20 protein-coding genes, 4 tRNA genes and 1 pseudogene are annotated in these 19,756 nt (G+C 53.7%); 17 read left to right on the forward strand and 8 right to left on the reverse strand.

From position 1 onward, the window contains the following. Positions 1 to 33 precede the first annotated feature (33 nt). From thrP to J4728_RS21450, 5 genes are all read left to right on the forward strand, one after another. The gene (thrP, locus tag J4728_RS21430) at positions 34 to 1,419 is read left to right on the forward strand and encodes a bifunctional threonine/serine APC transporter ThrP (RefSeq protein WP_000818378.1); all 1,386 of its coding nucleotides are present in this window, start codon (positions 34 to 36) and stop codon (positions 1,417 to 1,419) included. A 102-nt stretch (positions 1,420 to 1,521) separates the two neighbouring features. Beyond that, positions 1,522 to 1,598, forward strand: a tRNA-Arg gene (locus tag J4728_RS21435). A 54-nt stretch (positions 1,599 to 1,652) separates the two neighbouring features. Then, positions 1,653 to 1,728 (forward strand) — tRNA-His (locus J4728_RS21440). 20 nt (positions 1,729 to 1,748) lie between these two features. Continuing rightward, positions 1,749 to 1,835: transfer RNA gene (locus tag J4728_RS21445), tRNA-Leu, on the forward strand. Between the two features lie 42 nt (positions 1,836 to 1,877). Then, a tRNA-Pro gene (locus J4728_RS21450) sits at positions 1,878 to 1,954 on the forward strand. 581 nt (positions 1,955 to 2,535) lie between these two features. Here the strand turns inward: J4728_RS21450 and hemY are convergent. The 4 genes from hemY to hemC are packed head-to-tail and all read right to left on the reverse strand — an operon-like array spanning position 2,536 to position 6,604. Next, the gene (gene hemY / locus J4728_RS21455) at positions 2,536 to 3,732 is read right to left on the reverse strand and encodes a protoheme IX biogenesis protein HemY (RefSeq protein ID WP_208212383.1); all 1,197 of its coding nucleotides are present in this window, start codon (positions 3,730 to 3,732) and stop codon (positions 2,536 to 2,538) included. 2 nt (positions 3,733 to 3,734) lie between these two features. Further along, positions 3,735 to 4,904, reverse strand: coding sequence for a uroporphyrinogen-III C-methyltransferase (gene hemX / locus J4728_RS21460; protein ID WP_000138962.1), 1,170 nt, complete (start codon positions 4,902 to 4,904; stop codon positions 3,735 to 3,737). A gap of 21 nt (positions 4,905 to 4,925) precedes the next feature. Then, complete coding sequence (gene hemD / locus J4728_RS21465) at positions 4,926 to 5,666, reverse strand: uroporphyrinogen-III synthase (RefSeq protein WP_000025498.1); 741 nt, start codon at positions 5,664 to 5,666, stop codon at positions 4,926 to 4,928. After that, entirely contained in the window at positions 5,663 to 6,604 is a 942-nt protein-coding gene (gene hemC, locus J4728_RS21470; RefSeq protein ID WP_001521319.1) for a hydroxymethylbilane synthase, read from the reverse strand. The genes hemD and hemC overlap by 4 nt, the downstream gene beginning before the upstream one ends. Before the next feature lie 376 nt (positions 6,605 to 6,980). Here hemC and cyaA point away from each other — a divergent pair, with 376 nt between their 5' ends. From cyaA to J4728_RS21490, 4 genes are all read left to right on the forward strand, one after another. After that, positions 6,981 to 9,527: a class I adenylate cyclase gene (cyaA, locus tag J4728_RS21475; protein ID WP_000281718.1), complete on the forward strand. Its 2,547-nt coding sequence runs from the start codon at positions 6,981 to 6,983 to the stop codon at positions 9,525 to 9,527. A gap of 107 nt (positions 9,528 to 9,634) precedes the next feature. Further along, positions 9,635 to 9,988, forward strand: a complete 354-nt coding sequence (locus J4728_RS21480; RefSeq protein ID WP_000752579.1) for a membrane protein — start codon at positions 9,635 to 9,637, stop codon at positions 9,986 to 9,988. A gap of 185 nt (positions 9,989 to 10,173) precedes the next feature. Further along, positions 10,174 to 10,716: an STM3941 family protein gene (locus J4728_RS21485; protein ID WP_001727010.1), complete on the forward strand. Its 543-nt coding sequence runs from the start codon at positions 10,174 to 10,176 to the stop codon at positions 10,714 to 10,716. 11 nt (positions 10,717 to 10,727) lie between these two features. After that, positions 10,728 to 11,090 (forward strand): hypothetical protein, encoded by a 363-nt coding sequence (locus J4728_RS21490; RefSeq protein WP_031607578.1) that lies wholly within the window; start codon positions 10,728 to 10,730, stop codon positions 11,088 to 11,090. 70 nt (positions 11,091 to 11,160) lie between these two features. Here J4728_RS21490 and cyaY read toward each other — a convergent pair whose 3' ends face one another. The 4 genes and pseudogenes from cyaY to J4728_RS21510 form a co-directional block, all read right to left on the reverse strand. Then, entirely contained in the window at positions 11,161 to 11,481 is a 321-nt protein-coding gene (gene cyaY, locus J4728_RS21495) for an iron donor protein CyaY (RefSeq protein ID WP_000999922.1), read from the reverse strand. A 69-nt stretch (positions 11,482 to 11,550) separates the two neighbouring features. Continuing rightward, positions 11,551 to 11,940 (reverse strand): DUF3021 family protein, encoded by a 390-nt coding sequence (locus J4728_RS21500; RefSeq protein WP_079825823.1) that lies wholly within the window; start codon positions 11,938 to 11,940, stop codon positions 11,551 to 11,553. Continuing rightward, positions 11,928 to 12,230 (reverse strand): annotated as a pseudogene (locus tag J4728_RS21505) (hypothetical protein); the annotation flags it as partial. The gene J4728_RS21500 and the pseudogene J4728_RS21505, both read right to left, overlap by 13 nt. After that, entirely contained in the window at positions 12,200 to 12,451 is a 252-nt protein-coding gene (locus tag J4728_RS21510) for a hypothetical protein (RefSeq protein WP_001621231.1), read from the reverse strand. The pseudogene J4728_RS21505 and the gene J4728_RS21510, both read right to left, overlap by 31 nt. A gap of 185 nt (positions 12,452 to 12,636) precedes the next feature. Here J4728_RS21510 and lptM point away from each other — a divergent pair, with 185 nt between their 5' ends. The 8 genes from lptM (at position 12,637) to corA (ending at position 19,738) form a co-directional block, all read left to right on the forward strand. Next, positions 12,637 to 12,840, forward strand: a complete 204-nt coding sequence (lptM, locus tag J4728_RS21515) for an LPS translocon maturation chaperone LptM (RefSeq protein WP_000799903.1) — start codon at positions 12,637 to 12,639, stop codon at positions 12,838 to 12,840. Between the two features lie 36 nt (positions 12,841 to 12,876). After that, the gene (gene dapF / locus J4728_RS21520; RefSeq protein WP_001160671.1) at positions 12,877 to 13,701 is read left to right on the forward strand and encodes a diaminopimelate epimerase; all 825 of its coding nucleotides are present in this window, start codon (positions 12,877 to 12,879) and stop codon (positions 13,699 to 13,701) included. Further along, the gene (locus tag J4728_RS21525; RefSeq protein WP_208212373.1) at positions 13,698 to 14,405 is read left to right on the forward strand and encodes a DUF484 domain-containing protein; all 708 of its coding nucleotides are present in this window, start codon (positions 13,698 to 13,700) and stop codon (positions 14,403 to 14,405) included. Before dapF ends, J4728_RS21525 begins: the two co-directional genes overlap by 4 nt. Further along, positions 14,402 to 15,304, forward strand: a complete 903-nt coding sequence (gene xerC, locus J4728_RS21530) for a tyrosine recombinase XerC (RefSeq protein ID WP_000132874.1) — start codon at positions 14,402 to 14,404, stop codon at positions 15,302 to 15,304. Before J4728_RS21525 ends, xerC begins: the two co-directional genes overlap by 4 nt. Beyond that, positions 15,304 to 16,020 carry a 5-amino-6-(5-phospho-D-ribitylamino)uracil phosphatase YigB gene (yigB, locus tag J4728_RS21535; RefSeq protein WP_001213560.1) on the forward strand — a complete coding sequence of 239 codons (717 nt, stop codon included), beginning with the start codon at positions 15,304 to 15,306 and terminating at the stop codon, positions 16,018 to 16,020. Before xerC ends, yigB begins: the two co-directional genes overlap by 1 nt. Positions 16,021 to 16,153: 133 nt before the next feature. Continuing rightward, positions 16,154 to 18,316 (forward strand): DNA helicase II, encoded by a 2,163-nt coding sequence (gene uvrD / locus J4728_RS21540; RefSeq protein ID WP_208212375.1) that lies wholly within the window; start codon positions 16,154 to 16,156, stop codon positions 18,314 to 18,316. Positions 18,317 to 18,575: 259 nt separating this feature from the next. Next, entirely contained in the window at positions 18,576 to 18,632 is a 57-nt protein-coding gene (ysgD, locus tag J4728_RS24045; protein ID WP_212723238.1) for a YsgD/CorL family protein, read from the forward strand. Between the two features lie 155 nt (positions 18,633 to 18,787). Beyond that, positions 18,788 to 19,738: a magnesium/cobalt transporter CorA gene (gene corA / locus J4728_RS21545; RefSeq protein WP_000947139.1), complete on the forward strand. Its 951-nt coding sequence runs from the start codon at positions 18,788 to 18,790 to the stop codon at positions 19,736 to 19,738. Positions 19,739 to 19,756: the final 18 nt, after the last annotated feature.

The raw sequence follows: 19,756 nt of genomic DNA on the forward strand, positions 1-19,756 counted from the left end.
ACCGGAACCGTTGCAAACACGACATGAGGATTTATGGCAGAGAAAAAACCGGAGCTACAGCGTGGGCTGGAAGCTCGTCATATTGAATTGATTGCCCTCGGGGGCACCATCGGCGTCGGACTCTTTATGGGCGCCGCCAGTACGCTGAAATGGGCGGGCCCGTCAGTGCTGCTGGCGTATATCATCGCCGGATTGTTCGTCTTTTTCATCATGCGCTCGATGGGGGAGATGCTCTTTCTGGAACCTGTTACCGGCTCCTTTGCCGTGTACGCCCACCGGTATATGAGTCCTTTTTTTGGCTATCTTACCGCCTGGTCATACTGGTTTATGTGGATGGCGGTCGGGATCTCGGAAATTACCGCCATTGGGGTCTACGTCCAGTTCTGGTTTCCGGAGATGGCGCAGTGGATACCGGCGCTGATTGCCGTCGGACTGGTCGCGTTGGCGAATCTGGCTGCGGTGCGCCTGTATGGTGAAATAGAGTTCTGGTTTGCGATGATCAAAGTCACCACGATTATTGTGATGATCATCATCGGTCTGGGGGTGATTTTCTTCGGCTTTGGTAACGGCGGCCAGGCGATTGGCTTTGGTAATCTGACCGAGCATGGCGGCTTTTTTGCCGGCGGCTGGAAAGGCTTTCTGACCGCATTATGTATTGTAGTGGCCTCTTATCAAGGGGTTGAGTTGATCGGTATTACCGCCGGTGAAGCGAAGAATCCGCAGGTGACGTTGCGTAGCGCGGTGGGTAAAGTGCTGTGGCGTATCCTGATTTTTTATGTTGGCGCGATTTTCGTGATCGTCACCATTTTCCCGTGGAATGAGATTGGCAGCAACGGCAGTCCCTTTGTGCTCACCTTCGCGAAAATCGGCATCACCGCCGCGGCAGGCATTATCAACTTTGTCGTGCTGACGGCGGCGCTCTCCGGCTGTAACAGCGGAATGTATAGCTGTGGGCGTATGCTTTACGCGCTGGCGAAAAACCGTCAACTGCCGGCGGCAGTCGCGAAAGTCTCTCGCCACGGCGTGCCGGTCGCGGGCGTGGCGCTCTCTATTTTGATTTTGCTGGTAGGTTCTTGCCTGAACTACATTATCCCCAATCCGCAGCGCGTCTTTGTTTACGTTTATAGCGCCAGCGTACTGCCGGGGATGGTGCCGTGGTTTGTCATTCTGATTAGCCAACTGCGCTTTCGTCGGGCGCATAAAGAAGCGATTGCGGATCATCCTTTTCGTTCCATTATGTTTCCGTGGGCGAACTATTTGACGATGGCGTTTCTGGTTTGCGTTTTAATCGGCATGTACTTTAATGAAGATACGCGCATGTCGCTGTTTGTCGGCGTCATCTTCCTGCTGGCCGTCACGCTGGTCTACAAAGTTTTCGGTCTGAATCGTCACGGAACCGCCCACAAGGTGGGGGAATAAGCGCCAAAATGCGCAAAGCATAACCAAACGCGCATTTTATTTAAAAAGGCACTGGACAGCGGGGTGTGAAGTCCGTATTATCCACCCCCGCAACGGCGCTAAGCGCCCGTAGCTCAGCTGGATAGAGCGCTGCCCTCCGGAGGCAGAGGTCTCAGGTTCGAATCCTGTCGGGCGTACCATTTATTTAGGTGCTTGAGCTGCGGTGGTTTAATACCGCGTAAAAAGTTTCAGTGGTGGCTATAGCTCAGTTGGTAGAGCCCTGGATTGTGATTCCAGTTGTCGTGGGTTCGAATCCCATTAGCCACCCCATTAATATAGAGTTGTGAAACGCGAAGGTGGCGGAATTGGTAGACGCGCTAGCTTCAGGTGTTAGTGTCCTTACGGACGTGGGGGTTCAAGTCCCCCCCCTCGCACCACGACTCAATGAATTGAACTAAAAATTCAAAAAAGCAGTATATCGGCGAGTAGCGCAGCTTGGTAGCGCAACTGGTTTGGGACCAGTGGGTCGGAGGTTCGAATCCTCTCTCGCCGACCAATTTTGAACCCCGCTTCGGCGGGGTTTTTTGTTTTCTGTTCCTTTTCAACCCCTTATCCCGCACGTGTTGCCATTATGATTTGTTGGCGATATCCCAGGCTTCATTTGTCGCTATTCGGTGACGAGTAATCTATTGATTTATAATCACTTTGTAAAAAGCATCCTGTTCTGTCTCCACCGGGCGACACGCTAAAACCTCGCCAGCGGCGGGGGGATGACAATCGCGTGAATTCTCTACGTTTTTTTAATGCCTGCGCCTGTTTTTTAGCGGTGCAAAGATGGCACGTTATGTGCAATAATGTACGGGTAGATGCTCATTCCATCTCTTATGTTCGCCTTCTGGCCTCATAAACTCAGGAATGATGCAGAGCCGTTTACGGTGCTTATCGTCCACTGACAGATGTCGCTTACGTCTCATCAAACACCCTGGACACAACGTTGAGTGAAGCACCCCTTTATGTTGTCATACAGACCTGTTTTGACGCCTGCCCCTTAACCGGGCAGGCGTTTTTTTATGCATCCCGAATGATTTTGTGTAGGCGGTAAGCCCGGTAAGCGAAGCGCCACCGGGCAAGAGGGAATTACTGCGGGGGATTGTTCTGTAATGTCAGCATCAGGCCGTCGCGCCGCATGGCGGCGGCCTCTTCCGGTTGATGCAGTCGATCAAGCGCATCGGCAAGCCAGGCATAATCATACGCGTCCGGGCGTTGTTTCAGCGCGGCGCGGAAAGCCAGGGTCGCCTCCTGCCATTCACTGTGTTTCATTAGCGACTGGCCGAGCGTGCTCCATAACAGCGGGCGATCGCCTACCGTCTTGATTTGCTGGCGCAGCACTTTCTCCAGTTGTTCCGGATTATTGGTTCTGAGGCGAGGAATGGGCAGCACCAGCCGATCGTCATACTGGCGTTTCAGACCGTCGATGATAATCTGCTGCGCCATATCATGATCGTCACACTCGATTAGATGCTCGGCCATCGCGACCTGCAGCGCCACCTGATGGCGGGTTTTACGGCTTTGGTTTTTCCACCAGGTGCGTAATCCTTCGCTGCCCTGCTCGGCACGCGCCTGATCCATGAGTCCTATCCACGCCTGTTGTTCGAGCATGGCGCGATGCGCTTCATCGCCGACGTGCGCTTTCGCCATGGATGGGATGATATCCAGTAACGAACTCCATGCGCTGGTGCGAATATAGGCCTGCTCCGCCAGACGCAGAACTTCCGGGTGACGCGGCGTGACCTCCAGCAGTTTGTCCACGCCGTGACGCGCTGCGTGATTTTCATTGCGCGCCAGCTGTAAGCGCACGCGCGTGATCTCGACCGGGATGGTGTCGTTCCCCGCCAGCTCTGCCGCACGTTCAAGGTGCTGATTAGCGCGCGCTTCATCGCCGCGCTGCTGCGCCGCTTCTGCCGCCAGCAGATAATTTACCACCGGTTGTTCAGCATGGTCGGCATTTTTTGACATCAGCTTTTCAACCTGCTGATAATCGCCCTCCGCCAGCTTCAGCAGCGCCTGTTCGGTCTGCTTGCGGGCGCGACGGCGTTTACGGCCGGCAAACCAACCGCGGGTGTGCGCGCCGGTACGAAACAGACGGCGTAGTAACCACTCAATGGCGAATAGCACCACCATAGCGACGATGAGAATGATCGCCAGGCCGGTGACGCTGGTTTCAATGTTGTAGGTATCGGTCTGGATTAACACATAGCCCTGGTGACCGGCTATCATCGGGCCGACCACGATACCCGCGAGCAACAACACAAAGAGCAATAATACTTTTAGCATCATTATTCTCCTTGCGGCGCGGCTGCCGGAGCGTCTGTCTGCGTGGCAGGCGCTGCCGTAGAGACTGTCGGTTGCGCCAGCAGATTACGCACGCGGGTTTGCATCAGTTTTTCAAGAATCGCCTGGCTTCCCAGGGTTTCCGGCAGATCCATCGTAATATTTTGCTGGCTTAATTTATCGACCTCCTCCAGGAAGGCTTTTGTCGCGGCGTCGTCAGTATCGTAATAAGCGCGAACCCAGGTCGAAACGTTATCCAGCGCCTGACGGTATGTTTCTTCCTGATGGCGTGGCACGGCCTGCGCGGCGACTAACAGGCGGGAGCGAATATTTTCGCGTAAATAGACGTCCTGGTTGGGCGCCAACAGCGGTACGGCGGTATCATCGCGGCGGCGAATGGTAATAAAGCTGTCCATAAAGTTCTGCCAGCTTTTTTGCAGGTTAACGCGCCATTCGCTTAGCGAGCTGGACAGCTCGCTGCTGTCAGAATCCATCGGCGAACCATCGGTATCGTTATCCGCCAGACGCAAGTTATCGATTTGGTTAGAGAGCTGATTGAGCTTGAGAATAATGCCGTCGTAGTCGATCTGCGCAACGGATGACAGGCTGGCGATATCGTCAGTAATCGCGCGTCGTGCGGTAATCAGGCTGGGGTCGTTCATGTCCGCCAGACTGGCGTCAGCGCTTTTGAGCAGCGCAGCGGCGGTAGTGACGTCCTGATCGCTCCATAGCTTGCGTCCGGCGAGTTTCACCAGGAAATCAGCCTGCGCCAGCAGCCAGGTTTTAGCATCGCTGCCGGAAATGGTGGCGACTTTTTGTTGTACTTCATCAAGCTGTTTCGCCAGCGCCGCCTGTTGGCGATTTGCGTCATCTAACTGCGCCGCTTGTTTTTTGATAATCCCTTCCAGCTCCGCTTTTTGGCTCTCCTGCGCCTTTTGCAAGGCGGTTAGTTGCGTCGCCAGCGCATCGCTGGTTTCCGTTTGCGCGGTTGCCTGCTGTTTTCCCCAGCCATAAAGCCCAATACCTGCCGCCAGGGCAATCGCAATCGCCACCGCGCTTAATACCAGCGCGGCGCCGTTCTTACTTTTTTTCTCGGTATTAACTGGCTGTGGCGTGGTTTCCACGCTCTCCCTGGTCTCATCAACCACGGCGGAGGATTTTTCTTGTTCCGTCATTATGGCATCCCATTATGAGAGTTATTGTAATGCGCGCAACAGCGCATCGTTGTCGGCGTTATCAGCGACCTTAATATCTTGCCAGCCCAGTTCCCGGGCGAGGTGCGCCAGACGCTCACTGACGACCAATAGCCGACAGCGTAGTAACCAGTGCTCACGATACCACTGGGGAGTCAGCGACCAGAGCCGTTGCAACATCTCGCCGCTGGTAACAACAAGCGTTGTTACGCCGCGAGTATGCCAGCGCATCGCTTCTTCCGCGCCATCGTAATGTTTCGCACATCGTTGATAACATTCACAAAAACTGACTTCGGCTCCGCGCGCTGTCAGGGTTTCGCCCAGCAGTTCGCGGCCGCCATTGCCACGCAAAATCAGCGCGCGTTTGCCCGCAATATTTTGTAATTCAGGTAATTGTAGCAAGGCTTCGCTGATTTCCCGATCCAATGGATAACGAATATCGAACCCGCTAACGGTATGAAGGGCGAGCGCCGTGGTGCGGCCAATCGCGAAATAGCGCGGCGCCACAGGCCAGTTTCGACCATCCCGCTGGAGCTGGGCGTGAGCAAAGGCGACGGCGTGCTGTGAAAGGGCAAAAACTAGATCGTTTTCCGTCAGCGTCGCCAGGCGGTCGGCTAGGGTGGGTAGCTCCCGACCGGCGACAAATTCAATCAGTGGAAAACTCCAGGCCACCTGCCCCAGTGCGCGCAGACGGCTCACTAACGCTTCCCCTGCGGGAGAGGGGCGGGTGATCAGAATACTCATGCGGGCGTCTCGCCGTTATAAACTTCCGTCAGAATCGCGCGCGCGCCGTTTTCCAGCAGTTCCTCTGCAAGCGAGATGCCCATTTGCTCCGCCTGCTCGGGAGAACCACGACGTTCGCCGCGCACCATCACCGAACCGTCCGGCGCGCCAACCAGCGCGCGTAGCCAAATTTCACCGTTGATGATTTCTGCATAGCTGCCAATCGGCACCTGACATCCGCCTTCCAGGCGGGTGTTCATAGCGCGTTCCGCCGTTACGCGTAGCGCGGTTTGCGAGTGATTCAACGGTGCGAGCAGCGCCTGTGTTCGCGCGTCGTCAAGACGACACTCAATCCCGACGGCGCCCTGGCCTACGGCAGGAAGTGAAACGTCGGGCGGCAAGGCTGTGCGAATGCGCGACTCCAGACCTAAGCGTTTCAGACCGGCCACGGCCAGGATAATGGCGTCATAGTCGCCGTTGTCCAGCTTGCCGAGACGTGTGCCAACGTTGCCACGCAACGAACGGATAATGAGGTCCGGACGGCGTTCCGCCAGTTGACACTGACGACGCAAACTGGACGTCCCGACGATACTACCCGCGGGCAGATCGTCCAGACTGTGATATTTATTCGAGACAAACGCGTCGCGCGGATCTTCGCGCTCGCAAATGGTCACCAGACCGAGACCGTCCGGGAAGGCCACCGGAACGTCTTTCATAGAGTGCACGGCGATATCAGCGCGCTTTTCCAGCAGCGCGATTTCAAGCTCTTTAACAAACAGTCCCTTACCGCCCACTTTCGCCAGGGGAGTATCGAGAATCACGTCGCCGCGTGTGACCATCGGCACCAGTTCTACCGTCAGTCCCGGATGGGTTGCCATCAATGCGTCTTTGACATAATGTGCCTGCCAAAGCGCAAGGGGACTTTGGCGTGTGGCAATTCTTAAAACATTGTCTAACATGCTTGTTACCGTCATTATCAATCATTGACCATCCTAACATCCTTATAGAGAGTATGTTAGTTTTCCGGTCACCGTGAGTGAGAGGATAAGGCGCAGTGTCGTCAAGGACAGTGAATAATGACGAGAAACCGCCAGCCCGTATTTAAGAATTTACACGCAGCGAACGGTGCTACACTTGTATGTAGCGCATCTTTCTTTACGGTCAATGAGCAAGGTGTTAAATTGATCACGTTTTAGACCATTTTTTCGTCGGTATTAGATAAAAATATGCAGACGAGAAAGGGTAACGGTTATTTTTGACATACGGTTTATCCCGAATGGCGACGGTCAAGTACTGACCTGCACCATGACGGGTAGCAACATCAGGCGATACGTCTTGTACCTCTATATTGAGACTCTGAAACAGAGACTGGATGCCATAAATCAACTGCGTGTGGATCGCGCGCTTGCTGCCATGGGACCCGCTTTTCAGCAGGTTTACAGTCTTCTGCCGACATTATTGCACTATCACCATCCACTGATGCCGGGTTACCTTGATGGTAACGTTCCCAGCGGTATTTGCTTCTACACGCCTGATGAAACCCAACGCCACTATCTGAACGAACTTGAGCTGTACCGCGGTATGACGCCGCAGGATCCGCCGAAGGGCGAGTTGCCGATTACCGGCGTTTACACCATGGGCAGCACCTCCTCGGTCGGGCAGAGCTGCTCGTCCGACCTGGATATCTGGGTGTGCCATCAGTCCTGGCTCGACGGCGAAGAGCGTCAGTTGCTGCAACGTAAGTGTAGCCTGCTGGAAAGCTGGGCCGCCTCGCTTGGCGTTGAGGTGAGCTTCTTCCTGATCGACGAGAACCGTTTCCGCCATAACGAAAGCGGCAGTCTGGGCGGGGAAGACTGTGGTTCTACGCAGCATATCCTGTTGCTTGATGAGTTTTATCGTACCGCTGTGCGCCTGGCCGGGAAGCGTATCCTGTGGAGCATGGTGCCGTGCGACGAAGAAGAGCATTACGACGACTATGTCATGACGCTCTACGCGCAGGGCGTATTAACGCCAAACGAATGGCTGGATCTGGGGGGCTTAAGCTCGCTCTCCGCCGAAGAGTACTTTGGCGCCAGCCTGTGGCAGCTATACAAGAGCATTGACTCGCCGTACAAAGCGGTGCTGAAAACGCTGCTGCTGGAAGCCTACTCATGGGAATATCCCAACCCACGTCTGCTGGCGAAAGATATTAAACAACGTCTGCATGACGGTGAAATCGTATCGTTTGGACTCGATCCCTACTGCATGATGCTGGAACGGGTCACTGAATACCTGACGGCGATTGAAGATCCGACGCGGCTGGATTTAGTCCGCCGCTGCTTTTACCTGAAAGTGTGCGAGAAATTAAGTCGCGAGCGTGCCTGCGTAGGCTGGCGTCGGGAAGTATTAAGCCAGTTAGTCAGCGAGTGGGGATGGGACGACGCGCGTCTGACCATGCTCGATAATCGCGCAAACTGGAAAATCGATCAGGTGCGGGAAGCTCACAACGAATTGCTCGACGCCATGATGCAGAGCTATCGTAATCTGATTCGCTTTGCGCGGCGCAACAACCTCAGCGTGAGTGCCAGCCCGCAGGATATCGGCGTACTGACGCGTAAGCTGTACGCGGCTTTTGAAGCGTTGCCGGGTAAAGTCACGCTGGTGAACCCGCAGATATCGCCGGATCTGTCCGAGCCGAATTTAACCTTTATCCATGTGCCGCCGGGACGCGCCAACCGTTCAGGCTGGTATCTCTACAACCGCGCGCCGAACATGGATTCCATCATCAGCCATCAGCCGCTGGAATATAACCGTTATCTTAATAAGCTGGTCGCGTGGGCGTGGTTCAACGGCCTGCTGACGTCGCGAACGCATCTGTTTATTAAGGGCAACGGTATTGTCGACCTGCCTAAGTTGCAGGAGATGGTCGCCGATGTTTCGCACCATTTCCCGCTGCGCTTGCCTGCTCCGACGCCGAAAGCGCTCTACAGCCCCTGTGAAATTCGCCATCTGGCGATTATCGTTAACCTCGAATATGACCCGACGGCGGCGTTTCGCAATAAAGTGGTTCATTTTGACTTCCGTAAGCTGGACGTTTTCAGCTTTGGCGAAGAGCAAAACTGTCTGATAGGCAGTATCGACTTGTTATATCGCAACTCGTGGAACGAAGTGCGTACTCTGCACTTTAACGGCGAGCAGGCGATGATCGAAGCGCTGAAAACGATTCTGGGGAAAATGCACCAGGATGCCGCGCCGCCGGATAGCGTCGAAGTGTTCTGCTACAGTCAACATCTTCGCGGTCTGATTCGCACCCGCGTGCAGCAACTGGTCTCCGAATGTATCGAGCTACGTCTTTCCAGCACCCGTCAGGAGACCGGTCGCTTCAAGGCGCTGCGGGTTTCCGGGCAGACGTGGGGGCTATTCTTCGAACGCTTGAATGTCTCGGTGCAGAAGCTGGAGAACGCTATCGAATTCTACGGCGCGATTTCGCATAACAAGCTGCACGGGCTGTCGGTACAGGTGGAAACCAACCAGGTGAAATTGCCGTCAGTGGTGGATGGCTTCGCCAGCGAAGGGATTATCCAGTTCTTCTTTGAAGAAACGGGCGATGAGAAAGGCTTTAATATTTATATTCTGGATGAAAGTAACCGGGCGGAAGTGTATCACCACTGCGAGGGTAGCAAGGAAGAACTGGTGCGCGACGTCAGTCGCTTCTATTCGTCATCGCACGATCGCTTCACGTATGGCTCCAGTTTTATCAACTTTAACCTGCCGCAGTTCTACCAGATAGTGAAAACCGATGGCCGCGCGCAGGTGATCCCATTCCGTACGCAGCCTATCAACACCGTGCCGCCAGCAAACCAGGATCATGACGCGCCGCTATTGCAGCAGTATTTTTCGTAAGTGCTGCGCCGGGCAAAGCTGCCCGGCCGGCGTTCACCGCTTCACATTAACTTCACCCAACTTCGTTACCGTGACCTCCGCATTTGGTTTACAGGAGGAGGTTTGAGGTGGCAGATGCGTTCATTTTGTTAGGGATAGTCATGGCGATGGTCAGCCTCGGCTTCATTCTTATAAATAAGTTATTCTGTTTTATATCTGCTGGGTGCCTGCTCTCGCTATGCGCCAGCATGGCCAGTTTTCAACTCTGGGATGCGTCTTACTGGGGGCGATGGGGAAAAGTATGTCCCGGTCTGGATGTGATCATCTCCTGCGACAATTACCATTTTCTCTATGATCTGGGATGGGAATTGTACGGTATCGCCTTTTTGTTCTTTACCGCGTTAATGCTCACATGTGCGGCCATTATTCTTATCAATATGATTATGGCTTTAGAGCGATACTGTGCCGGATGGCGGCGCTAATACGCCTTATCCAGCCTACATTCGAAGAATGCTCATTGAGCGGAACAAGGTTTAGACAATATTTTTTCTTATACAATTTATGTAGTAATATCCAGACCGTTCAAAACGCTATCGCGTCTTTCATTGTTTTCGTAAATATGTTTTGAAAAACCATATTAGAAACAAAAGCTCTTTAATGGTTTCTTATGGATGTTTTTATAAAAGGATATTATATGTCAATAAACAACCCTATTCTTATTTACGTGAATAAGAAACGACAAATAAAATTAGCTCTGTTTTATTCAGTGGTAGCTATAGCTCTTATGATGAGCCTCTTTCTAAATTATAGTATTATGCTAAAGATGGTGTGTGTTTTTTTAATACTCCTCATGATAGCAGGCGCAAGTGCTTACTGGTACTCCGCCTTTTCAGGAAAGCCACAGCTAACGTTGAACCAGGAGGGAGTAACATTACACACAACCAGGCTACCAATAGTTTACTGGCATGAAATCGACTATGTTGGTGAGCGTGTTAGCGATAATACGCCTGTGCTGGCCGTTTTTGTCAAAGATGTTGAGCTTTATTGTCAGCGAATTACTAATGAGAAAATGCGTAATAATTTTCTGTCATTATTGAATAAGCATGAAAGTAATCGCGTGATGAATATCTCTCTAAACGATCTCGATTATGACTCGGATGAGTTACAGGATATTTTTAAAATGGCTGTTGCCAGAAACCTGGAACAATAGGGTAGAGATATATGTTTTTTGTTATTACTCACCATATTGATGTGCTGCCTCTGGCAACCCTACCCACACATGAAACATGCCCTTATTGTAATAATCAGGATGTATGGTTGATTATTCGCCAAAAAAGGACCCGTACATGTGGTTTGTCTCAAGCGAGAAAAAGAGATAAGTTTGGTTTAGCGATATGCAAGCATTGCAGCAATGAAATCAAGGAAAAACGTTGGTCACCAGCGTTACGTCAACTTTTTAACGAGCAGAAGCCACTATTTAACCTAACCTTTTGGCAACGCTACGGCTTTTGGGTTGGTTGGTTGAGTGTATGGCCCGCGCTGTTTCTGGCAACCTGGCTGTATTTCACATTTCGGGGTTGGTAATACGACCGCATATCTCGTTAAATATACGCAGGAAAGCGCTATTCTTCTGGCTCTCCTGCGGAATTAAAACTTAGCGAAAACTCACCTTTTCACCCGCTTGCTGCGTCGCCGCCTGCTCCAGCAGCTCCCAGAAGGTTTCGCCGCTGCGATCGCAAACCCACTCGTCATCTTTCAGGTCAAAGTGATAGCCGCCCTGTTTGGTCGCCAGCCATACCTGGTGCAACGGCTCCTGGCGGTTAATAATGATCTTACTGCCGTTCTCAAAGCTGAGGGTCAGCACGCCGCCGTTGATTTCGCAGTCGATATCGCTGTCGCCGTCCCAGTTATCGAGGCGTTCTTCAATGGTGAGCCACAGGGCGTCAGCCAGGCGATGAAATTCACTGTCGTTCATTGTTTTATCTCGCTATTGAGTGATAGCGCCAGTATAAGGGGAAGCGTCAGCTTCTGGAACCGATACGAATTACCGTTGTGAGCGGTAAAGGATAAAACTCAGCGGTAGATAAATGACGATAAATAGCGCACTGGTGATAAGTATGACGGACGCATTAACCGGGAAATGGTTCAGAGCCGACAGCATTGCCACCATCAGTGCGACGCAGCCGCCGCAGAGGAGAAAATGCAACAGGATTAAGGGGGCGCGCGGCTTTGCTTTGATATCCAAAAGAGCGCTAAGCAGACCGAGTACCGCGCTTATCGTCAGGACTCCGGCAGCTTCAACACCGTTTATCGTGCCGTGCATAATGCTTTCAATAATGACGTAAATGCATGAACCGATCCCCACTCCCCGAAGGGCGTTTTTCAAATGTTTAATCAAGCGCGCAAAACGGTTTAGCGGCGTCATTTTTGGCATTCCGGTGCCTGCGTTATGATGATGATGTCTTTATTGTTGGTGTACATGACGTTCCTATTCAGAGTATGCGTCTTATCCGGGCAGGGGGATGCTGTTCGGTAAAGCTGGCTGCCAATCCACGTATAAACATAGCGGTTGTCATACGCAAAACGCTCGGTGACTTTTAGCGGCCCATTGATGCTAAAGACATGAATACCCTGACCTTGCTGGCTATCACGCATAAAATAGCCATGCTCTTTTCCGGCGTTAATTTCCCGGTTCAGGAAGGGGGCTGGGCTATCCAGTTCCAGCCCTGAGTTGCCGGGTTAATCAATGAATTGGGTAACCGACGCAGGCGTTTGAAATTCACCTCCGGCAACGAAAGATTGTTCTCCTCTTCTGGCTGGAGATAAACCACGCCGCTGCCTTGCCGTTGATAAACATTGTGCGGAGATTCACTCAGCCGGCATCCCCAGGCGGGAGGTAGCAGAAGTGAAAGCGAAAAAAGGCAAAACAAATTACGATATTGCATAAGGTCATCCGGACGTGGTACGTAAACCTAAAGTGATGAGCAAAGCATGTTTCCTGATGTAAATGCGCAATAATCATGGCAACGCGCCGCTTTTCAGATTTTATAAAGAGCCCCTAAACGCTTGCTTTTACGCCTTCTCCTGCGATGATAGAAAATAGAAAGCATGAACTTACAGGCAATCCATAATGAAAAACGTGTTTAAGACACTCGCTGTACTTCTGACTCTGTTCAGCCTGACGGGCTGCGGTTTGAAAGGGCCGCTTTATTTCCCGCCAGCCGATAAAAATGCGCCGCCGCCGACGAAAAAAGTCGATTCGCAAACGCAGTCCACGATGCCCGATAAGAACGATCGCGCAACGGGAGATGGCCCGTCCCAGGTCAATTACTGAGGATAGTTTTCTGTCCCCGCGTGAACGGAGTGAATGATGCAATTCTCTAAAATGCATGGCCTTGGCAACGATTTTATGGTCGTCGACGCGGTAACGCAGAATGTCTTTTTTTCGCCGGAACTGATTCGTCGGCTATCCGACAGACACTTGGGCGTAGGGTTCGATCAGCTGCTGGTGGTTGAGCCGCCCTATGATCCTGAGTTGGACTTTCATTACCGCATCTTCAACGCCGACGGCAGTGAAGTCTCGCAGTGCGGCAATGGCGCGCGCTGTTTCGCGCGATTTGTTCGCCTGAAAGGGCTAACCAATAAACGCGACATTCGGGTCAGTACCGCGAATGGCCGGATGGTACTGAGCGTCACGGAAGATGAACTGGTACGCGTCAATATGGGCGAGCCAAACTTTGAACCCGCGCAGGTGCCTTTTCGCGCCAACAAAGCGGAAAAGACGTATATTATGCGAGCGGCGGAACAGACCATATTGTGCGGCGTGGTTTCAATGGGTAATCCGCACTGTGTCATTCAGGTTGATAACGTCGACACGGCGGCCGTTGAAACACTGGGGCCGGTTCTGGAAAGCCATGAGCGTTTTCCGGAACGTGCCAACATTGGTTTTATGCAGGTTGTAAGACGTGAGCATATCCGGCTGCGAGTCTATGAACGCGGCGCAGGGGAGACCCGCGCGTGCGGCAGCGGCGCGTGCGCTGCCGTTGCCGTGGGGATTCAGCAGGGGCTGCTGGCTGAAGAAGTACGCGTGGAATTACCGGGCGGTCGGCTGGATATCGCCTGGAAAGGTCCGGGTCATCCGTTATACATGACTGGTCCGGCGGCACATATCTACGACGGATTTATCCATTTATGAAGCAACCAGAGGAAGAACTACAGGAAACGCTCACGGAACTGGACGATCGAGCGGTCGTCGATTACCTGCGCCATCACCCTGAGTTTTTTATCCGTAACGCCCATGCCGTGGAAGCGATGCGTGTTCCACATCCCGTGCGGGGAACGGTTTCGCTCGTTGAGTGGCATATGGCCCGCGCGCGTAATCACATCAATGTGCTTGAAGAAAATATGACGCTGCTGATGGAACAGGCTCATGCCAATGAAAGCCTGTTTTATCGCTTGCTGCATCTGCAAAGCCGTCTGGTCGCCGCGGATAGTCTGGATGAGATGCTGATGCGGTTTCACCGCTGGGCGCGCGATTTGGAGCTTGCCGGCGCGACGCTGCGTTTGTTCCCGGATCGGTGGCGTCTTGGCGCGCCATCGCGCTATACGCATCTGGCTTTAAACCGTCAGGCCTTCGAGCCGCTGCGTATTCAACGACTGGGACAGTCGCAGCATTATCTTGGCCCGCTAAACGGCCCGGAACTGCTGGTGGTCTTGCCGGAGGCGAAGGCTGTGGGCTCGGTAGCCATGTCGATGATGGGCAGCGATGGCGACCTCGGGGTGATTCTCTTCAGCAGCCGTGACCCGCACCACTATCAGCCGGGACAGGGGACGCAGCTTTTACAGGAGATTGCGCTGATGCTGCCGGAACTGCTGGAACGCTGGATTAAACGCGTATGACGGATGTCGCGCTTTCTCAGGACGTCTCGCGGTTCCTGCGCTATTTAGGCGTGGAGCGCCAGCTTAGCCCCATTACCCTGCTGAACTACCAGCGTCAGCTTGATGCCATTATCGCTTTAGCCGGAGAAACCGGGCTGAAAAGCTGGCAACAATGTGACGCTGCGATTGTGCGCAGTTTTGCGGTGCGCAGTCGGCGCAAAGGGCTTGGCCCTGCCAGTCTGGCGCTACGTCTCTCGGCATTGCGAAGCTTTTTTGACTGGTTAGTCAGTCAGGGCGAATTGAAAGCTAACCCGGCGAAGGGCGTCTCCGCACCGAAAGCGCCGCGTCATCTGCCGAAAAATATTGATGTCGACGACGTTAACCGCCTGCTGGACATCGATCTTAACGATCCGCTCGCCGTACGTGACCGGGCGATGCTGGAGGTCATGTACGGCGCGGGACTGCGTTTATCCGAACTGGTTGGCCTGGATATAAAGCACCTCGATCTTGATACCGGCGAAGTGTGGGTAATGGGTAAAGGCAGCAAAGAGCGACGCCTGCCGATTGGCCGTAACGCGGTGACGTGGATTGAGCACTGGCTGGATCTGCGCGGCCTGTTCGCCAGCGACGAAGAGGCGTTATTCCTGTCGAAGCTCGGCAAGCGTATCTCCGCGCGCAATGTCCAAAAACGGTTCGCCGAATGGGGCATAAAGCAGGGGCTAAACAGCCACGTGCATCCACATAAGCTGCGCCATTCGTTCGCGACCCATATGCTGGAATCGAGCGGCGATCTGCGCGGCGTGCAAGAGCTGCTGGGTCATGCCAACCTTTCCACCACCCAAATTTATACTCATCTTGATTTTCAACATCTTGCTTCAGTGTACGACGCGGCGCATCCGCGCGCTAAACGGGGGAAATAATGCGTTTTTACCGGCCTTTGGGGCGTATTGCCGCGCTCACCTTTGACCTGGATGATACCCTTTATGATAACCGTCCGGTGATTTTGCGTACTGAGCAGGAAGCGCTCGCTTTTATGCAAAATTATCACCCGTCGCTACGTTCGTTTCAAAACGTCGATTTACAGCGGATACGGCAGGCGGTGCGTGAAGCGGAGCCGGAAATCTATCATGACGTTACCCGCTGGCGCCATCGTGCGATAGAGCAGGCCATGCGGGATGCGGGATTATCGGCGCAGGAGGCCATTGCCGGCGCGAATGCGGCGATGATGCATTTTGCCAAATGGCGCAGCCAGATTGAGGTTCCGCAGGCTACCCATGAGACGTTACAGCAGCTTGCGAAAAAATGGCCGCTGGTGGCGATCACTAACGGCAACGCCCAGCCGGAACTGTTTGGCCTCGGCGATTACTTTAAGTTTGTACTGCGCGCCGGCCCGGATGGACGTTCCAAGCCGTTTAGCGACATGTATTTCCTGGCGGCGGAAAAGCTGCATGTGCCGATCGGCGAGATCCTGCATGTCGGCGACGATCTGACTACCGATGTGGCTGGCGCTATTCGCTGTGGGATGCAGGCCTGCTGGATTAAACCTGAAAATGCCGACCTGATGCGGACGCAGGACAGCCGTTTACTGCCGCATATCGAAATTTCGCGGTTGGCATCTCTCACCTCGCTGATATAATCACCAGTAGTTCTGTATAAATTCCCAGTTATTCTGGTGGATGGCGCTATGCTTATCCGCCCTACGATAAGTAGCCCCGGTAAGCGAAGCCCCCGGGCGTTTTTAGTTTTCATGTTTTTACGCGGCGGTGCCAATGGACGTTTCTTACCTGCTCGACAGCCTTAATGATAAACAGCGCGAAGCGGTGGCCGCGCCACGTAGCAACATGTTGGTGTTGGCGGGCGCGGGAAGCGGGAAAACCCGCGTGCTGGTGCACCGTATCGCCTGGTTACTGAGCGTAGAAAACAACTCGCCATACTCCATCATGGCGGTGACCTTTACCAACAAAGCGGCGGCGGAAATGCGCCATCGTATTGGCCAGTTGATGGGGACCAGCCAGGGCGGAATGTGGGTAGGGACGTTCCACGGTCTGGCGCACCGCCTGCTGCGCGCGCATCATATGGACGCTAATTTGCCGCAGGATTTCCAGATTCTCGACAGCGAAGATCAGATGCGTTTGCTTAAACGCCTGATTAAGGCGATGAATCTTGATGAGAAGCAGTGGCCGCCGCGTCAGGCGATGTGGTACATCAATAGCCAGAAAGACGAAGGGCTACGCTCGCACCATATCCAAAGCTATGGCAACCCGGTGGAGCAGACCTGGCAGAAGGTGTATCAGGCCTATCAGGAAGCGTGCGATCGCGCTGGTCTGGTGGATTTTGCCGAGCTACTGCTGCGCGCTCATGAACTATGGCTGAACAAGCCGCACATCCTGCAACACTATCGCGAGCGGTTTACTAACATCCTGGTGGACGAATTCCAGGATACCAACAACATTCAGTACGCCTGGGTTCGTCTGCTGGCGGGCGATACCGGTAAGGTGATGATCGTTGGCGACGATGACCAGTCGATCTACGGCTGGCGCGGGGCCCAGGTAGAGAACATCCAGCGCTTCCTCAATGATTTCCCCGGCGCGCAGACCATTCGTCTGGAGCAGAATTACCGCTCGACCAGCAACATCCTTAGCGCGGCGAACGCTCTGATTGAGAATAACAATGGGCGTTTGGGTAAAAAGCTGTGGACTGACGGCGTTGACGGCGAACCGATATCGCTGTACTGCGCTTTCAACGAACTGGATGAAGCGCGCTTTGTGGTTAACCGTATCAAAACCTGGCAGGACAACGGCGGCGCGCTTGCGCAATGCGCCATCCTTTATCGCAGCAACGCCCAGTCGCGCGTGCTGGAAGAAGCGTTATTACAGGCCAGTATGCCGTACCGCATTTACGGCGGTATGCGCTTCTTCGAACGCCAGGAGATCAAAGATGCGCTCTCTTATCTGCGTTTGATTGCCAATCGCAACGATGATGCCGCCTTTGAACGCGTGGTGAATACCCCAACGCGCGGCATCGGTGACCGCACGCTGGACGTGGTGCGTCAGACCTCGCGCGATCGCCAGCTAACATTGTGGCAGGCGTGCCGTGAATTGTTACAGGAAAAAGCCCTGGCCGGGCGTGCGGCCAGCGCGCTGCAACGCTTTATGGAACTGATCGACGCCCTGGCGCAGGAAACCGCCGACATGCCGCTGCATGTGCAGACTGACCGGGTGATCAAAGATTCCGGCCTGCGCACCATGTATGAGCAAGAAAAAGGCGAGAAAGGCCAGACGCGCATCGAAAACTTAGAGGAACTGGTGACGGCAACGCGGCAGTTCAGCTACAACGACGAAGATGAAGATTTGATGCCGTTGCAGGCCTTCCTCTCTCACGCGGCGCTGGAAGCGGGCGAGGGGCAGGCGGATACCTGGCAGGATGCGGTACAGCTGATGACGCTGCACTCGGCCAAAGGCCTGGAGTTTCCGCAGGTGTTTATTGTCGGCATGGAAGAGGGCATGTTCCCCAGCCAGATGTCGCTGGATGAGGGCGGGCGTTTGGAAGAGGAGCGTCGTCTGGCCTACGTCGGCGTTACCCGTGCCATGCAGAAACTGACGCTAACCTATGCGGAAACGCGTCGTCTGTACGGTAAAGAGGTCTACCATCGCCCGTCGCGTTTTATCGGCGAGTTGCCGGAAGAGTGCGTGGAAGAGGTACGTCTGCGCGCCACCGTCAGCCGTCCGGTGAGCCATCAACGAATGGGAACGCCGCTGGCGGAAAACGACACAGGCTACAAACTCGGCCAACGCGTGCGCCATGCGAAGTTCGGCGAGGGAACTATTGTCAACCTGGAGGGCAGCGGCGAGCATAGCCGGTTGCAGGTGGCTTTTCAGGGGCAAGGGATCAAATGGCTGGTTGCCGCGTATGCGAAGCTGGAAACGGTTTGACCGACTCTCATAGTGCCGGATGGCGCGTCTTATCCGGCCTACGCGCTGGCTAACATTTTGATTTGTAGGCCGGATAAGGCGAAGCCGCCATCCGGCGATATATTGATGTTAATATTCTGAAATCATAGATAAATACTCTCACTCTGCTAACCTTTCTGCATAAGGGGAAATTATTGCTTTTTCGCGTTTCGTTGCGTGTTGACGGCAAATTTTTGCTGGCGTAACATGCGCCCACGATTACGCTAAGAGGACATTCGCCTTGGACACACCCAGTAGATACTGGCTCATTATCCTGTCATCCAGGATCAACTCCTAAGGCTATCCCTTTTTGCTGATAGCCTTAGCGGTTGTCAGCGACCTTTCATTTTTTCCCGTCGCGTTGAGTCAGGCTGTTTAATGGTCTGAAACCCAATTTGTTTCTGTGTGCCCATCTGAACTGTCCGATATTTTTACGCATTGGGAGTCCCGGTCATGCTGAGCGCATTTCAACTGGAAAAAAACCGACTGACCCGGCTGGAAGTCGAGGAGTCACAAAGCCTGATTGATGCCGTATGGGTCGATTTGGTCGAACCGGACGACGACGAGCGATTGCGCGTACAATCTGAGCTGGGCCAGAGTCTGGCGACGCGTCCTGAACTGGAAGATATCGAAGCATCCGCGCGCTTCTTTGAAGACGAAGACGGACTGCATATCCACTCCTTCTTCTTCTTCGAAGATGCGGAAGATCATGCCGGTAACTCTACGGTGGCATTCACTATTCGCGATGGCCGTCTGTTTACGCTGCGTGAACGCGAACTGCCCGCCTTCCGTTTGTATCGTATGCGCGCCCGCAGCCAGGCGATGGTCGATGGTAATGCTTACGAACTACTGCTCGATCTGTTCGAAACCAAAATTGAACAGTTGGCGGATGAAATCGAAAACATCTACAGCGATCTGGAAAAACTGAGCCGCGTCATTATGGAAGGGCATCAGGGCGATGAATACGACGAAGCGCTCTCCACGCTGGCGGAGCTGGAAGATATCGGCTGGAAGGTACGCCTGTGTCTGATGGATACCCAGCGCGCGCTGAACTTCCTGGTGCGCAAGGCGCGCTTACCGGGCGGACAGCTGGAGCAGGCGCGTGAGATCCTGCGCGATATCGAGTCTCTGCTGCCGCACAATGAATCGCTGTTCCAGAAGGTGAACTTCCTGATGCAGGCGGCGATGGGGTTCATCAACATCGAGCAGAACCGCATTATCAAAATCTTCTCGGTGGTTTCCGTGGTGTTCCTGCCGCCGACGCTGGTCGCTTCCAGCTATGGGATGAACTTCGAGTTTATGCCGGAACTGAAGTGGAGCTTTGGTTATCCAGGCGCGATTATCTTTATGATTCTGGCGGGGCTTGCGCCGTATCTGTACTTTAAGCGCAAGAACTGGTTGTAAAGCATTAAGGCCAGGGTG

Source organism: Salmonella sp. 32070601201500089SM, assembly GCF_017573605.1.
In the GTDB taxonomy this organism is placed as follows: Bacteria; Pseudomonadota; Gammaproteobacteria; order Enterobacterales; family Enterobacteriaceae; genus Salmonella; species Salmonella enterica.

What these genes read in the sequence shown, in the direction of transcription:
- hemX (WP_000138962.1), bottom strand. Translation starts at nt 4,904, where the DNA reads ATGACGGAACAAGAAAAATCCTCCGCCGTGGTTGATGAGACCAGGGAG.
- hemC (WP_001521319.1), bottom strand. Translation starts at nt 6,604, where the DNA reads ATGTTAGACAATGTTTTAAGAATTGCCACACGCCAAAGTCCCCTTGCG.
- yigB (WP_001213560.1), top strand. Translation starts at nt 15,304, where the DNA reads ATGCGTTTTTACCGGCCTTTGGGGCGTATTGCCGCGCTCACCTTTGAC.
- thrP (WP_000818378.1), top strand. Translation starts at nt 34, where the DNA reads ATGGCAGAGAAAAAACCGGAGCTACAGCGTGGGCTGGAAGCTCGTCAT.
- hemY (WP_208212383.1), bottom strand. Translation starts at nt 3,732, where the DNA reads ATGCTAAAAGTATTATTGCTCTTTGTGTTGTTGCTCGCGGGTATCGTG.
- J4728_RS21500 (WP_079825823.1), bottom strand. Translation starts at nt 11,940, where the DNA reads ATGCCAAAAATGACGCCGCTAAACCGTTTTGCGCGCTTGATTAAACAT.
- J4728_RS21510 (WP_001621231.1), bottom strand. Translation starts at nt 12,451, where the DNA reads ATGCAATATCGTAATTTGTTTTGCCTTTTTTCGCTTTCACTTCTGCTA.
- J4728_RS21485 (WP_001727010.1), top strand. Translation starts at nt 10,174, where the DNA reads ATGGATGTTTTTATAAAAGGATATTATATGTCAATAAACAACCCTATT.
- dapF (WP_001160671.1), top strand. Translation starts at nt 12,877, where the DNA reads ATGCAATTCTCTAAAATGCATGGCCTTGGCAACGATTTTATGGTCGTC.
- J4728_RS21525 (WP_208212373.1), top strand. Translation starts at nt 13,698, where the DNA reads ATGAAGCAACCAGAGGAAGAACTACAGGAAACGCTCACGGAACTGGAC.
- J4728_RS21490 (WP_031607578.1), top strand. Translation starts at nt 10,728, where the DNA reads ATGTTTTTTGTTATTACTCACCATATTGATGTGCTGCCTCTGGCAACC.
- corA (WP_000947139.1), top strand. Translation starts at nt 18,788, where the DNA reads ATGCTGAGCGCATTTCAACTGGAAAAAAACCGACTGACCCGGCTGGAA.
- hemD (WP_000025498.1), bottom strand. Translation starts at nt 5,666, where the DNA reads ATGAGTATTCTGATCACCCGCCCCTCTCCCGCAGGGGAAGCGTTAGTG.
- xerC (WP_000132874.1), top strand. Translation starts at nt 14,402, where the DNA reads ATGACGGATGTCGCGCTTTCTCAGGACGTCTCGCGGTTCCTGCGCTAT.
- cyaY (WP_000999922.1), bottom strand. Translation starts at nt 11,481, where the DNA reads ATGAACGACAGTGAATTTCATCGCCTGGCTGACGCCCTGTGGCTCACC.
- uvrD (WP_208212375.1), top strand. Translation starts at nt 16,154, where the DNA reads ATGGACGTTTCTTACCTGCTCGACAGCCTTAATGATAAACAGCGCGAA.
- lptM (WP_000799903.1), top strand. Translation starts at nt 12,637, where the DNA reads ATGAAAAACGTGTTTAAGACACTCGCTGTACTTCTGACTCTGTTCAGC.